This window comes from Modestobacter italicus (genome assembly GCF_000306785.1).
GTDB lineage: Bacteria > Actinomycetota > Actinomycetes > Mycobacteriales > Geodermatophilaceae > Modestobacter > Modestobacter italicus.
Genome location: NC_017955.1, coordinates 5402991 through 5416111 on the forward strand (window position 1 = coordinate 5402991; position 13121 = coordinate 5416111).

Genomic DNA, 13121 nt, shown 5'->3' on the forward strand with positions numbered 1-13121 from the left:
GGGCGCGTGCCGACCACCCTCTGCCCGTGCGGCTCCGGGCTGCCCTACGCCGACTGCTGCGGGCGGCTGCACGACGGGACGGCGACCGCGGCGACGGCCGAGCAGCTGATGCGCAGCCGGTACAGCGCCTTCGCCGTCGGCGACCCGGCGTACCTGCTGCGCACCTGGCACTCCTCGACCCGGCCCGGCGCGATCGACCTCGACCCGCGGATCCGCTGGATCGGCCTGGAGGTCCTGCGCACCACCGGCGGCGGGCTGCTGGCCACCGTGGGCACCGTGGAGTTCCGCGCGCACTCGGTCGTCGACCGGGCCGCCGGCACCCAGCACGAGGAGAGCCGGTTCGTCCGCGAGGACGGCCAGTGGCGCTACCTGGACGGCGACCCGCTGGACTGATCCACGTGGAACATCAGCGCTCGGCCGGCTCGGCGGCCAGGGTGACCGGGTCGGTGTTCGCGCCGCACACCACGGTGACCACCCGCTCGCCCGGCGCCGGGACGTAGGCACCGGAGGTCAGCGCCGCGTACGCCGTCGCGGCGCCGTGCTCGCTGGCGACCCGGGCCTCGCTCCACAGCTCCGCGCGGGCCGCGACGACGGCGGCGTCCTCGACCAGCACGCTGACCAGGCCGGGGGACCGCCGGGCGACGTCCCAGGCGATCGACCCCAGCCGCCGGGCGCCGAGGGAGTCCTTGGCGACGCCGGACACCTCGACGTCCACCGGCTCCCCAGCGGCGAGCGCGGCGGCCAGCGTCGGCGCGGTCACCGGCTCGACCGCCACCACCCGGGCCCGGCCGTCGACCGCGGCGAGCACGCCGGCCAGCAGCCCACCGCCGCCCACCGCGACGATGACGGTGTCGGTGGCCGGCAGGTCGTCGAGCAGCTCCTCGGCCAGCACCCCGGCGCCGGCGGCGATCTCCGGCTGGTCGTAGGCGTGGCAGAAGACCGCGCCGGCGGCCTCGGCGAACGCGACCGCCGCCGCGTACGCCTCCGCGTACTCGCTGCCGCCCAGCCGGACGTCGGCGCCGTAGGCGTGCAGCCGGTCCACCTTCACCGCCGGGGTCGTCTCCGGCACGAACACGGTGGCCGGGACGCCGATCGAGCGGGCCGCGAACGCGTGCGCCATCCCCGCGTTGCCCCCCGACGCCGTGACGACCCCGACCGCCGGGTCGAGCTCGCCGCGCTCGGCCGCGGCCAGCTGCCGGTTGAACGCCCCGCGGGCCTTGAACGACCCGGTGTGCTGCAGGAACTCCAGCTTCAGCCAGCCGGACCCGCCCACCTGGAGCAGCGGGGTGCGGCGGACGCGGCCGGCGGTCCGCTCCCGGGCGGCGAGGACGTCATCGCGGGTGAGCACGGCCGCACGATACGGCCGGTGGCGGTCCGCGCCGGGGTCCCTGCTTGGGTGGGGGTCCGCGGTGACCCCGCGCCCGCCCCAGCCCCGGGAGGCCCCCCATGCCGCACCTGCTGCACCTCGACTCGTCCGCCGACCCCCGCAGCTCCTCGTCGCGGGCGGTGACCGCGGCCTTCGTCCGCGGCTGGCAGGAGCGGGGCGAGGCCTTCACGGTCACCTCCCGCGACCTGCAGGCCGACCCGCCGCCGCACCTGCCCGACGCCGCGCTGCACTGGGCACCGCGGCTGCGCACCGCCGACGAGACCGTCGACCCGGCCGACGAGCTCCGCCAGCAGGGCTACCTCGACGAGCTGCTGGCCGCCGACGTCCTGCTGGTGGGGGCGCCGATGTACAACTGGTCGCTGCCCTCGACGCTGAAGGCGTGGCTGGACCACGTGCACGTCCTGGGCACCACCGTGCCGTTCGGCGAGTACGAGGCGCGGCCGCTGGCCGGGCGCACCGCGGTCGTCGTCTCCAGCCGGGGCGCGAGCTACGACTCCGGCGGCGAGCAGGCCAGCTGGGACCACACCGTGCCGCCGCTGGAGCTGGTGCTCGGGCAGTCCTTCGGCATGCAGGTCTCGGTGATCACCCTGCAGCTGACCCTGGCCGACCGCGTGCCGGCGATGGCCGACCTGCGCGGCCAGGCCGCGGCCGAGGCCGACGCCGCCCGCAGCTACGCCGAGGAGCTCGCCGCCGGCATCGCCGCCTGACCGACGGCGACGCGCCGGGCCGCGGCCACCGGCCGGACACCTGGGCCGGTGACCCTGGCGGCGTCCGGGTCCCGTCCGGGGGCCCGCCGGCAGCCGAGGTGTCGTCGTGACCGCAGTCCTCCCCTGGGTCCCCCGCTCCCCCTGCACGCCCCGCTGCGCCGCCGACCCGGCGCCCGCGGCCGACCCCGCGCTGCAGCGGCAGCGCCGCCGCCGGCTGGCCGGCGCGCTCGCCGGCACCGCGGTCGCCTCCGCGCGCGCCCGGCTGACCGGTGCCCGCGGCCGGCGGCGGCTGGTGGTCTGCGCCGCGGCCCGGGTGCTCACCGCGGCCGGGGTGCGGGTCGAGGTGCACGCCTCGCCGGTCGGCTGGCCGCGGTCGGGCACCGGGCACCTGGTGGTCGCCAACCACGTCTCCTGGCTCGACGGGCTGGCGCTGCTCACCGTCGTCCCCGGCGTCCCGGTGGCCAAGGCCGAGATCGGCGGGTGGCCGCTGGTCGGCGGGCTGCTCCGCCGCACCGGCGTCGTGCTGCTGGACCGGGCCCGGGTCCGCGCGCTGCCCGGCGCGGTCGCGGCGGCGGCCGGGCTGCTGCGGGCCGGGACGTCGGTGACCGTGCACCCCGAGGGGACGACGTCCTGCGGCGTGCAGCTGGGCCGGTTCCGGCCGGCGTTCTTCCAGGCCGCGGTGGACGCCGCCGCCCCGGTCTGCCCGGTCGCCGTCCGCTACCGGGTCGACGGCGGGGCGGGGACCGCGGTCGCGGCCTACCTGGGCGGTGAGTCGCTGCGGCGCAGCCTCGCCCGGGTGCTCGCCACCCGCGGGCTGGTCGTCGAGGTGCACCTGCTGCCGGCCCTCGACCCGGCCGGCGCCGACCGCCGCGAGCTCGCCGCGCTCGCCGAGTACGCGATCGCCGAGGTCACCGAGGCGCGGCCGCCGGTGGTCACCGCCCACCCGCGGCTGCCCCGGGTGCCGACCCCGGCGCCGGTGCGCCGCCCGGCCCGCCGGTCCGGGGTGGCCCGTGCTGCCTGAGGTCGGCATGCGGGTCGCGGTCGTCGCCGAGACGTTCCTGCCGGCGGTGAACGGGGTGGTCGGCTCGGTGCTGCGGGTGGTCGACCACCTCGCCCTGCGCGGCCACGACCCGGTGGTGATCGCCCCCTCGGGGAGCAGCTACGAGTCCCGCTGCGGCGCCCGGGTCGAGGTGGTCACCGTCCCGGCGATGCGGCTGCCCCGCTACCGGCAGCTGCCGCTGGCCCGGCCCGCCGGCGACCTGACCGACCTGCTCCGGCGGCTGCGGCCCGACGTCGTGCACCTGGCCTCCCCCGCGGTGCTCGGGCTGGCCGCCGCGCGGGCCGCCCGGACGCTGGGCGTGCCGTCGGTCGCCGTCTTCCAGACCGACCTCGCCGCCTACGCCCAGCGCTACCGGCTGCCCGGCGGGCCGGCCGCGGCGTGGCGGTACCTGCGCACCGTGCACGGGACGGCGGACCTCACGCTGGCGCCGTCGTCCGCGGCCGTGGCCCAGCTGGCCCGGCAGGGCATCGGCCCGGTCGCGCTCTGGCCGCGCGGGGTGGACCTCGAGCAGTTCGCGCCCGGCCACCGGGACCCCGCGGTGCGCGCCGTGCTGGCGCCGCGCGGCGGGCTGGTCGTGGGCGTGGTGGCGCGGTTGGCGGTGGAGAAGCGGCTGGAGCTGCTCGCCCCGCTGAGCGCGCTGCCGGGGGTCCAGCTGGTCGTCGTCGGCGACGGCCCGCAGCGGCGGGCGCTGGAGCGGGCGATGCCGCGAGCCCGGTTCCTCGGCCGGCTCGGCGGGGCGGAGCTGGGCGCCGTCGTCGCCTCGCTGGACCTGTTCGTGCACCCGGGCGCCGACGAGACCTTCTGCCAGGCGGTCCAGGAGGCGCTCGCCGCCGGGGTGCCGGCCCTGGTGGCCGCCTCGGGCGGGCCGCTGGACCTGGTGCGGCACCGGGAGAACGGCTGGCTGTGGGCCGGGGACGACCCGCACCTGCTGGCCGCGATGGTCGCCGGGCTGCGCGACGACCCCGCCGTGCTGGCCGCCGCCGCGGCCCGGGCCCGGCCGTCGGTGGACGGGCGGACCTGGGGCCGGGTCGGCGACGAGCTCCTCGGTCACCTCCAGCGGCTGCGCACCCCCGTCGCCGCCTGATGGGCCGGCCTGGAGCGAGCTGCTCAGCGGCGGGCGCCGCCCCGGCCCAGCCGGCGCAGCAGCCGGCCCACCGTGCCGCCGCTGCCCTGCTGGGCGGCCTCGGCCTGCTTCTCGGTCAGCAGCGCGGCGAACTCCGCCAGGGTCGGGTGCGCCGCCAGGTCGTCGATGACCAGGGACACCCCGAACTCCCGGGACAGGGCGGTGAACATCTCCTCGACGTCCAGGGACTCCCCGCCCAGGGCGGTGAAGCTCTCCTCCCGGCCGACGTGCTCGACCCCGAGGATCGGCGCCCACACCTGCTCGACCGCCCGTTCGGTGTCGGTGGCCGGCGCGGCGCCCTCGTGCCGCTCCGCGGGGGCGGGCAGCGCGCCGACGTCGACCTTGCCGCGCTCGTTGCGCGGCAGCTCGGGGAGCAGCACGACGTCCCGGGGCACCATCCACTCGGGCAGCTGCTGCCCGACGTCGCGGCGCAGCCCCTGCGCGGTGGGCTCGGGGCGGTGCGGGTCGGGCACCACCCAGGCCACCAGGCGCACGTGCTCGTCGGTGCCCGTGCCGCGGACGACGGCGTCGACGACGTCCGGCAGCGCGCGCAACGCCGACTCGACCTCCGCCGGCTCCACCAGGTAGCCCCGGATCTTCACCGAGTCGTCGCCCCGGCCGAGGATCTCCACCACGCCGTCGGCGTCCATCCGGGCGCGGTCCCCGGTGCAGTACCGGGTCCGGCCGTCGGGCTCGACGCGGAACCGGGTGGCCGTCGCCGCCGGGTCGCGCCAGTAGCCGGCGGAGAAGTACTCCGAGGTGGCGTGCAGCACCCCGACCTCACCGGGCTGCACCGGCTCGTCGGTGGGGCCGAGGACCGACAGCGTGCGCAGCGGGATCGCCGTCCCGATGGGCACCGCCCCGCTGGGGACCGGGTCGCCGGGCCGGATCTCGAAGCTGGTCAGCGCCTCGGTCTCCGAGGAGCCCATCCAGTTCATGAAGCTCGCGCCGGCCGGCAGGTGCTGGCGGAAGTCGCTGACGTCGGTGCCGTAGACCTTCTCCCCGGCGGTGGTGACCAGCCGGAGCGCGGGCAGCACGTGGCCCTCCGGGAGCGCGCCGTGCAGCGAGCGCAGCAGCGAGGGGGTGCAGTTGAGCACCGTGACGCCGGTCGCCTCGACCCACGCGGCGAGGTCGTGGATGCCGTGCACCCGCGGGTCGCGGACGCACAGCGTCGCACCGTTGAGCAGCGCCGCGACGACCGACAGCTGGCCCACCGCGAAGCCCTGCGGCAGGGCGAGGGAGACCCGGTCGGCCGGGGTGATCCGCAGCGTCTCCCGGCTGGTCTGGCCGCAGGCGAGGACGGTGCGCTGGGTCCAGACGACGCCCTTGGGCAGCCCCGTCGTCCCGGAGGTGAAGACCAGCGTCGCCGGGTCGTCGAGGGCCGGGGCGACGGGCACCTCGACCTGCGCCCCGCCCTGGGCACCGTCCGGCATGGCCAGGTCGCGCACGGTGTGCACCCCGGGCATCGCCGCGGCGGCGTCCCGGCGCTCGGCGTCGGCGAGCACCACGCCGACCCCGGCGCGCTCGACGATCACCGCGGCCCGGGCCGGCGGCAGCAGCACGTCCAGGACGACGCAGGCGTGGCCGGTCGCCATCACGGCGAACATGGCGGCGACGCTGTCCACGCCCTGCTCGGCGTAGATGCCCACCGGCTGGCGGGCGTCGGCCGGGGTCACCCCGGCGTCGCCGGCCAGCAGCGGGACGAGCTCGGCGGTCAGCGCCTGGACGCGGTGCTGCAGGTCGGCGTAGCTGACGTCGAGGTCACCGGTGGTGATCGCCACCTGGTCCGGCAGGGCGGCGGCGACCTCGCGGAGCCGCTCGGCCGCGGAGGTCTGGCGCGGGGGCATGACCAGCAGCTCGGGACCGTCGGATGTCGCCGCGGTGCGGCGCACGGCCGCCTGGTCGGGCGACATGTCTTCCGTCATACCGGTCGTTCCTCCACGCAGGTCGGACGGTCCGCCCCCGGCGGACACGCGTCTGGACACGATGATCCCTGCACAACGCACGCACAACCCGGCCCGTTCCGCCGATCCCACCGGGATCGGCGACCTGCGGCAGGATCAGACCTCTCGTCGCCGTTCCCCGCACCCCTGGAGGCGTCATGACCCAGTCCTTCCGCGACCACGTCCCCGACGGCACCCCGTCGCCCGTGGCGGACCTCAGCCGGTGGCGGCTCAACGCGCTGCCCGACGAGAGCTCCGACGAGGACTGGGACGACGACCGCGAGCTCTTCGACCCCTCGGGCCGGCGGGTCGACACCTGGCGGGAGGGCTACCCGTACGACCACCGGATGGAGCGCCGCGAGTACGAGATCGAGAAGCGGAAGCTGCAGATCGAGCTGCTGAAGCTGCAGGGCTGGGTGAAGGACACCGGCCAGAAGCTGGTGCTCGTCTTCGAGGGCCGGGACGCCGCCGGCAAGGGCGGCACCATCAAGCGGTTCACCGAGCACCTGAACCCGCGCGGCTCCCGGGTGGTGGCGCTGGACAAGCCCTCGGAGCGGGAGAAGACCCAGTGGTACTTCCAGCGCTACGTCTCCCACCTGCCGGCCGCCGGCGAGATCGTGATGTTCGACCGCTCCTGGTACAACCGGGCCGGCGTCGAGCGGGTCATGGGCTACTGCACCGCCGACGAGTACCTGGAGTTCATGGCCCAGGCGCCGGAGATCGAGCGGATGTTCGTGCGCAGCGGGATCCAGCTGGTCAAGTTCTGGTTCTCGGTCACCCGGGGTGAGCAGCGCAGCCGGTTCATCGTCCGGCAGATCGACCCGGTGCGGCAGTGGAAGCTCTCGCCGACCGACCTCGCCTCGCTGGACAAGTGGGAGGCCTACACCGAGGCCAAGGAGGCGATGTTCCTGCACACCGACACCGAGCACGCCCCGTGGACGGTGATCAAGAGCAACGACAAGAAGCGGGCCCGGCTGGAGGCCATCCGGCACGTGCTGGCGCGGTTCGACTACACCGACAAGGACGCGGCGACGGTCGGCGACCCCGACCCGCTGATCGTCACCTCGGCCGCCGACGTCGTCGAGGACTTCAGCGAGCCGGCCATGCCAGAGCCCGGCGATTCCCTGCCGCTGGAGGCGTGACGAGGGGCGTCCCTCAGCGGTCCGGGCGGAAGGGGGTCAGGTCGAACGGCGGCCGGCCGCCGAGGGCGAGGTCGGCGGCGAGGACGCCGGTGAGCGGCCCGTAGGTGAGGCCGTTGGCACCCAGCCCGGTCGCGAGCACCAGGCCGCCGAGCCCCGGGACGGCGCCCAGCAGCGGGTACCCGTCGGGCGTGACCGGCCGGAAGCCCACCCGGGTCTCCAGCACCGTCGCCTCGGCCAGCCCCGGCGCGAGGGTGAGCGCGGCGTCGAGCACCTGGCGCTGACCGGCGACCGTCACCCGGGAGTCGAACCCCGCCCCGGCCTCGCGGGTGGCGCCCACCACGACGCGGCCCCCGGGGAAGGCCAGCGCGTAGTGGTGGCCGTGCTCCTCGCCCAGCGTCATCACCGTCGGCCATGGCGCGGTGTCCTGCCCGGGCAGCTCGACGTGCACGATCTGCCCGCGCATCGGCCCCAGCCCCAGGTGCAGGCCCAGCGGCGCGCACAGCTGCGTCGTCCAGGCGCCGGCCGCGAGCACGACGGCGTCCCCCGGCAGCTCCTCACCGTCGACCTGCACCCGCACCCGGCGCCCATCGGCCACCAGCTCCGCGCGGCCGGGACGGCGGACCGCGCCGGCGCGCTGCGCCGCGACCAGCGCGGCGTCCCGGAACGCCCGGCCGTCGACCCGGCACACGCCGCCGGTCCAGACGGCCGCGAACCCCGGGTCCAGCACCGGGAAGCGCTCGGCGGCCTGCCCGGGCGCCAGGAGCTGCACCTCGCCCAGACCGGTCCAGCCGCGATCGCTCCGGGCCTGCTCCAGCGCCCCGGCCGCCGTCCGCAACCCGGTGACGTCCCGGCTGACGGTCAGCCCGCCGACGGCGGCGTAGCTCGGGTCCTGCCCGGACTCGGCGGCCAGCTCGGCCGCCAGCTGCGGCCAGCGTGCGCCGGCCAGGTCGCTGTAGGCCGCCCAGGGCCCGGCGGCGGCCGGCCGCCAGGGCTGCACGATGCCGGCGCCGGCCGCCGTCGCGGGGCCGGTCTCCCCGGACTCGACCAGGTCGACGTGCACGCCGCGGCGGGCGAGCTGCCAGGCCGCCGTCGCCCCGACGATGCCGGCCCCGACCACGACGACGCTCTCCGGTGCGGCCATGCCGTCAATCTGCCACGGCGGATCCCGGCCCCGGACAGCACAGCGCCCGCCCCGAACGGCCGGGGCGGGCGCTGGCGGGCCCTGCGGTGGATCAGGTGGTGCGGTGGATCAACGCCGGTCGTCGTCCCGGCTGATCGCGTCCTTGGCCTTGTCCTTCAGGCTACGGTTGTCGCCCGTGGTGGTGCCGCGGGTGGTGTCGCGGCCCGTGGTGACGTCGTCGGTGTCGACCCGCTCCTTGCGCACCTGCTCGTTGACCTGCACCTGCTCGGTGACGGTCTCGGTGTCCAGGCGCACGCGCTCGACCGGCACGGCCTCCTTCTCCACGACGGGACGCTCGGCGTGCAGCGTCACCTCGTGCTCCTCCTCGGAGATGGCCGGCCCGTCCAGGGCGTTGCCGACGTTGGCGTCGGTGATGGGCTCGCGCTGGACGCGGACCTCCTCGTGCGAGACGGGGACGGTCTGGGTGACGTTCTCGGTCACGACGTACTTGCGCAGCCGGGCGCGGCCGGCCTCGACCTGCTGGGTGCCGACGTTGACGCGCTCCTCGGAGAGCGTCATGGCGTCGTCCGTCGTGGGGCCGGAGGTGTCGTGGCCCTTGGTGCCGTGACGGTTCACGTCGGTGTCGGTGTAGCCGGTGGTGGTGTTCGCCGTGGTGTCGCCGACCCGGTCGGTGACGCCCGCGCCCATGCCGGTGTTGGTGGTCGTCCGCGAGGTGTCGGTGGTGGTGGACTGGACGTCGGTGTGCCGTCCGGTGCCGCCCACGCCGTAGTAGCGGTACAGCTCCTCCTCCTCCTGCGGGGAGAGGTGGCCGTCCGTGTCGATCTTCGGTGCGTCCTTGACCTGGGCCTTGCTCACGGGTACGCGCAGACCGTCGCTGGTCAGGTCGGCCTCACGGATGGGCACAAAGGTCTCCTTCGTGCCGAACAGGCCGGTCTTCACGGTCACCCACTCGGGGTTGCCGGACTGGTCGTCGAGGAAGACCTCGGACGCCGTGCCGATCTTGCTGCCGTCGGCGTCGTAGACGTCTGCGCCGATCACGCGGTCGAGGGTGTCGGTGCCGATCATGGGTTCCGCTCCTTGGCTCGGGGGATCTGACGTGGCTCGCTCAGAGTCATGCCCCTGGGGTACTTCCGGAAACGGCGTGTTCATGATCGATCTGACCGTGTGTGATGGCCGTGCGCGGCAAGGTCGTCCACGTCGTACCGGAACCCGCAGGTCAGACCGTGAATCTGAGCTGGACACGCCGTCCGGACGGAACGGTCCGACTCGCCGGGAACCGAGGTGCCCTGTTCGTCCCGGGCGTGTCGCGGCCGCTGCGGGCGCCGTTCGACCTGAGCATGGAGGCGTGCCTCCTCGTTCGCCGTACGACGACCTGGTCCACCCGCGCACCCAGAAGAAGCCCTCACCCGAGGTCGAGGCGCTCAAGGACGTCGTCGTGGAGGACCCCAGCAGCGGGTTCGTCGGCGCGGTGGTGCGCTGCGAGAAGGACGTCGTCCACCTGGAGGACCGCTTCGGCAAGGTGCGGGCCTACCCGCTCGGCCCCGGTTTCTGGGTCGACGGGCGGCCGGTCGTGCTGGTCCGGCCGAAGCAGAACGCACCGTCGGGCCCGCAGCGCAGCGCGTCGGGCTCGACCTACGTCGTCGGCGCCCGGGCCCGGGTCGCCCGCGAGGGCCGCATCTACGTCGAGGGCAAGCACGACGCCGAGCTGGTGGAGAAGGTCTGGGGCCACGACCTGCGGATCGAGGGCGTCGTGGTCGAGCCGCTGCACGGCGTGGACGACCTGCCGGGGATCGTGCGGGAGTTCCGGCCCTCGGCCGGCCGCCGGCTCGGCGTCCTCGTCGACCACCTGGTCACCGGCTCCAAGGAGACCCGGATCGCCGCTCAGGTGACCGGCGCCCACGCGCTCGTCGTCGGGCACCCGTTCATCGACATCTGGCAGGCGGTCAAGCCCTCCGTCGTCGGCATCACGGCGTGGCCGACGGTGCCGAGGGGCGAGGACTGGAAGACCGGTGTCTGCCGCCGGCTGGGCTGGGAGGACGACACCGGGTACGTCTGGGCGCAGCGGATCCTCGCCCGGGTCAGCACCTGGACCGACCTGGAGCCCACGCTGATCGGCCGGGTCGAGGAGCTCATCGACTTCGTCACCACCGAGTAGTGGAGTGCCACGGCGCGGAAAACGCGTCCGTGGCACTCCACCAGGCTCAGCTCGGGATGTAGTTGAACGTGTCCGGGTCGGGGCCGGTGCGCTCGTTGCGGTCCAGCGCGGTGATCTCGCGCAGGTCGTCCTCGGAGAGCTCGAAGTCGAAGATGGCGAAGTTCTCCTCGACCCGGCTGCGGGTGACCGACTTCGGGAACACGATGTCGCCCCGCTGCACGTGCCAGCGCAGGGTGACCTGCGAGGCGGTCTTGCCGTAGCGCTCGGCCACCCGCAGGATCGCCGGGTCGTCGAGCACCTTGCCCTGGGCGATCGGGGACCACGCCTCGGTGGCGATCTGGTGCTGGGCGTTGAACGCGCGCAGCTCGTCCTGGGCCAGGTAGGGGTGCACCTCGATCTGGTTCACCGCCGGGATGACCTCGGTCTCGCCGTGCAGCTTGCGCAGGTGGTGGGCGCTGAAGTTCGAGACCCCGATCGACTTCGCCCGGCCGGACGCGTAGATCTCCTCCAGCGCCTTCCAGGTCTCGACGAAGTCGACGTCGATGCCCGGCAGCGGCCAGTGGATGAGGAACAGGTCGACGTAGTCCGAGCCCAGCGCCTCGAGGGTGCCGTCGAAGGCCTTGAGCGCGTCGTCGTGGGCGTGGAAGCCGTTGTTGAGCTTGGAGGTCACGAAGACCTCCTCGCGCGGGATGCCGGAGTTCCGGATCCCCTCGCCGACGCCGGCCTCGTTGCCGTACATCTCGGCGGTGTCGATGTGCCGGTAGCCGACCTCGAGGGCGGTCTGCACCGCCTGCGCGGTCTCGTCCGGCTTGACCTGGTAGACGCCGAAGCCGAGCTGGGGGATCTCGACGCCGTTGTTCAGGGTGATCGTGGGCACGGTGGCCATGCGGGGTCCTCCAGGGGTGGGACGGATGGGAGGCGGCGCGCGGACCTGCGGGCGCGACCGGCCTGCTCCCCGACCTACCCGGCCCGTCGCCGTCCTACCCGCGAGGCATCTCACCGCGCCCGCGGGAATGCGCGCCGCGGCAGCTCAGTACGGTGACGGCTCCGTCGTCGGGCAGGAAGAGGGCACGTGACACAGCCGCAGCGAGTCACCGACGGCACCGGGTGGGAGGCGTCGGCCGGTTACAGCCGGGCGGCGCGCGCCGGCTGCTGCATCGCCGTCAGCGGCACCACCGACACCGGCCCGGACGGGACGGCGGCGCACCCCGGCGACACCCACGCCCAGGCCGGTGCGGCGCTGCGCCGGGCCGTCGCCGCGGCCGAGGCCCTCGGGGCCGGCCCCGACCAGGTGCTGCGCACCCGGCTGCTGCTCGCCCCGGGCGCCGACTGGGAGGGCGCCGCGCGGGCGCACGCCGAGGTGCTCGGTGCGGTCGCCCCGGCCAACACCACGCTGTTCGTGGCGGGGCTGATCGGCGAGGGCTTCCTGGTCGAGGTCGAGCTCGACGCGTGCACCGGGCCGGCCTCGTGACCGGGCGGACCAGCCTGCGGCTGAACAACGACCTGCCGGTGGCGGAGTACGTCGACCTCGTCGTCGCCGCCGAGGCCCTGGGCTTCGACCAGGTGTGGGTGTCCGACGACCTCTTCCTGCGCTCGGCACCGGTGATGGTGACCGCCGCGGCGGCGCGGACGTCCCGGATCGGCCTGGGCATCGGGATCATGAACCCGTACTCGGTGCACCCCGCCGAGCTGGCGATGCTCGCCGCCACCCTGCAGGAGGTCTCCGGCGGCCGGTTCCTGCTCGGGCTGGCGGCCGGCGCCGAGGAGTTCCTCGGCTGGGCCGGCATCCCGCGGCCGCTGCCGCTGACCCGCACCCGCGAGGCCGTCCGGGCGGTGCGCGCGCTGACCCGCGGCGACCGGCCCTCCGACGTCCCCGGGGCCGGCGAGGACTGGACGTCCGAGGCGTACCTGCGCTTCCCGCTGGGCGCCCCGGCCCCGGTCTACGTCGGCGCGATGAGCCCCAAGATGCTGCAGATGTCCGGCGCCGAGGCCGAGGGCGTGCTGCCGCTGCTCTACCCGCCCGAGCACTTCCCGGTCGCCCGCGACCTGGTGCACGACGGTGCCCGCGCCGCCGGCCGCGACCCGGCCGAGGTCGACGTCGCCGCCGCGTTCTGGGTGTCGGTCGACGACGACGGCGCCCGGGCGGAGCGGGCCCTGGCGGAGAAGATCGCCTACTACGGCGCCTCGTTCTCCCCCTACCTGCTGTCCCGGGCCGGCCTGGCGGTCGAGGACTTCGCCGACATCCAGGCGGCGCTGTCGGCCGGCGAGCCGGAGCGGGCCACCGACCTGGTCACCCCGGAGATGCTGCGGCTGGGCATCGCCGGGGACGCCGACGAGGTCGTGCGCCGCTGCCGCTGGCTGCAGGAGCAGGGCGCCACGCACCTGTCCTTCGGCCCACCGCTCGGCCCGGACCCGGTCGCCGCGGTCACCGTCCTCGGCGAGCAGGTCCTCCCCCGCCTCTGA

General features: G+C 75.5%; 13 protein-coding genes. 8 read left to right on the forward strand and 5 right to left on the reverse strand.

What is annotated here, in order from left to right:
• Positions 1–6: 6 nt before the first annotated feature.
• Positions 7–393, forward strand: coding sequence for a YchJ family protein (locus MODMU_RS25725; protein ID WP_231851729.1), 387 nt, complete (start codon positions 7–9; stop codon positions 391–393).
• Positions 394–406: 13 nt separating this feature from the next.
• Here MODMU_RS25725 and MODMU_RS25730 read toward each other — a convergent pair whose 3' ends face one another.
• A complete protein-coding gene (locus tag MODMU_RS25730) occupies positions 407–1348 on the reverse strand; it encodes a serine/threonine dehydratase (protein ID WP_014743358.1) in 942 nt (313 codons plus the stop codon).
• A gap of 98 nt (positions 1349–1446) precedes the next feature.
• Between MODMU_RS25730 and MODMU_RS25735 the strand changes: the two genes are divergently transcribed.
• The 3 genes from MODMU_RS25735 (at position 1447) to MODMU_RS25745 (ending at position 4238) form a co-directional block, all read left to right on the forward strand.
• Positions 1447–2094, forward strand: a complete 648-nt coding sequence (locus tag MODMU_RS25735; RefSeq protein WP_014743359.1) for an FMN-dependent NADH-azoreductase — start codon at positions 1447–1449, stop codon at positions 2092–2094.
• A 106-nt stretch (positions 2095–2200) separates the two neighbouring features.
• The gene (locus MODMU_RS25740; protein ID WP_014743360.1) at positions 2201–3115 is read left to right on the forward strand and encodes a lysophospholipid acyltransferase family protein; all 915 of its coding nucleotides are present in this window, start codon (positions 2201–2203) and stop codon (positions 3113–3115) included.
• Positions 3105–4238 carry a glycosyltransferase family 4 protein gene (locus tag MODMU_RS25745; RefSeq protein ID WP_014743361.1) on the forward strand — a complete coding sequence of 378 codons (1134 nt, stop codon included), beginning with the start codon at positions 3105–3107 and terminating at the stop codon, positions 4236–4238. The genes MODMU_RS25740 and MODMU_RS25745 overlap by 11 nt, the downstream gene beginning before the upstream one ends.
• Positions 4239–4261: 23 nt before the next feature.
• Here MODMU_RS25745 and MODMU_RS25750 read toward each other — a convergent pair whose 3' ends face one another.
• On the reverse strand, positions 4262–6202 hold the full coding sequence (locus MODMU_RS25750; RefSeq protein WP_231851730.1) for a non-ribosomal peptide synthetase: 1941 nt from the start codon (positions 6200–6202) through the stop codon (positions 4262–4264).
• A 176-nt stretch (positions 6203–6378) separates the two neighbouring features.
• Between MODMU_RS25750 and ppk2 the strand changes: the two genes are divergently transcribed.
• On the forward strand, positions 6379–7362 hold the full coding sequence (ppk2, locus tag MODMU_RS25755) for a polyphosphate kinase 2 (protein WP_014743363.1): 984 nt from the start codon (positions 6379–6381) through the stop codon (positions 7360–7362).
• Positions 7363–7375: 13 nt separating this feature from the next.
• On the opposite strand, the gene MODMU_RS25760 is transcribed toward ppk2, so the two are convergent.
• Both MODMU_RS25760 and MODMU_RS25765 read right to left on the reverse strand, forming a co-directional pair.
• Positions 7376–8503, reverse strand: coding sequence for an NAD(P)/FAD-dependent oxidoreductase (locus tag MODMU_RS25760; RefSeq protein ID WP_014743364.1), 1128 nt, complete (start codon positions 8501–8503; stop codon positions 7376–7378).
• A 108-nt stretch (positions 8504–8611) separates the two neighbouring features.
• Entirely contained in the window at positions 8612–9568 is a 957-nt protein-coding gene (locus tag MODMU_RS25765) for a DUF2382 domain-containing protein (RefSeq protein WP_014743365.1), read from the reverse strand.
• Between the two features lie 280 nt (positions 9569–9848).
• On the opposite strand from MODMU_RS25765, the gene MODMU_RS25770 reads away from it, so the two are divergent.
• Positions 9849–10658, forward strand: a complete 810-nt coding sequence (locus tag MODMU_RS25770; RefSeq protein ID WP_014743366.1) for a DUF3097 domain-containing protein — start codon at positions 9849–9851, stop codon at positions 10656–10658.
• A 46-nt stretch (positions 10659–10704) separates the two neighbouring features.
• Here the strand turns inward: MODMU_RS25770 and MODMU_RS25775 are convergent, their stop codons facing one another.
• Positions 10705–11544, reverse strand: a complete 840-nt coding sequence (locus MODMU_RS25775; protein ID WP_014743367.1) for an aldo/keto reductase — start codon at positions 11542–11544, stop codon at positions 10705–10707.
• Positions 11545–11730: 186 nt separating this feature from the next.
• Between MODMU_RS25775 and MODMU_RS25780 the strand changes: the two genes are divergently transcribed.
• Positions 11731–12129, forward strand: a complete 399-nt coding sequence (locus MODMU_RS25780) for a Rid family hydrolase (RefSeq protein WP_014743368.1) — start codon at positions 11731–11733, stop codon at positions 12127–12129.
• On the forward strand, positions 12126–13121 hold the full coding sequence (locus tag MODMU_RS25785; protein ID WP_014743369.1) for an LLM class flavin-dependent oxidoreductase: 996 nt from the start codon (positions 12126–12128) through the stop codon (positions 13119–13121). Before MODMU_RS25780 ends, MODMU_RS25785 begins: the two co-directional genes overlap by 4 nt.

Excerpts from the sequence above, each read along its gene's own strand:
- MODMU_RS25775 (WP_014743367.1), bottom strand. The coding sequence starts at position 11,544 with ATGGCCACCGTGCCCACGATCACCCTGAACAACGGCGTCGAGATCCCC.
- MODMU_RS25765 (WP_014743365.1), bottom strand. The coding sequence starts at position 9,568 with ATGATCGGCACCGACACCCTCGACCGCGTGATCGGCGCAGACGTCTAC.
- MODMU_RS25750 (WP_231851730.1), bottom strand. The coding sequence starts at position 6,202 with ATGACGGAAGACATGTCGCCCGACCAGGCGGCCGTGCGCCGCACCGCG.
- ppk2 (WP_014743363.1), top strand. The coding sequence starts at position 6,379 with ATGACCCAGTCCTTCCGCGACCACGTCCCCGACGGCACCCCGTCGCCC.
- MODMU_RS25760 (WP_014743364.1), bottom strand. The coding sequence starts at position 8,503 with ATGGCCGCACCGGAGAGCGTCGTCGTGGTCGGGGCCGGCATCGTCGGG.
- MODMU_RS25735 (WP_014743359.1), top strand. The coding sequence starts at position 1,447 with ATGCCGCACCTGCTGCACCTCGACTCGTCCGCCGACCCCCGCAGCTCC.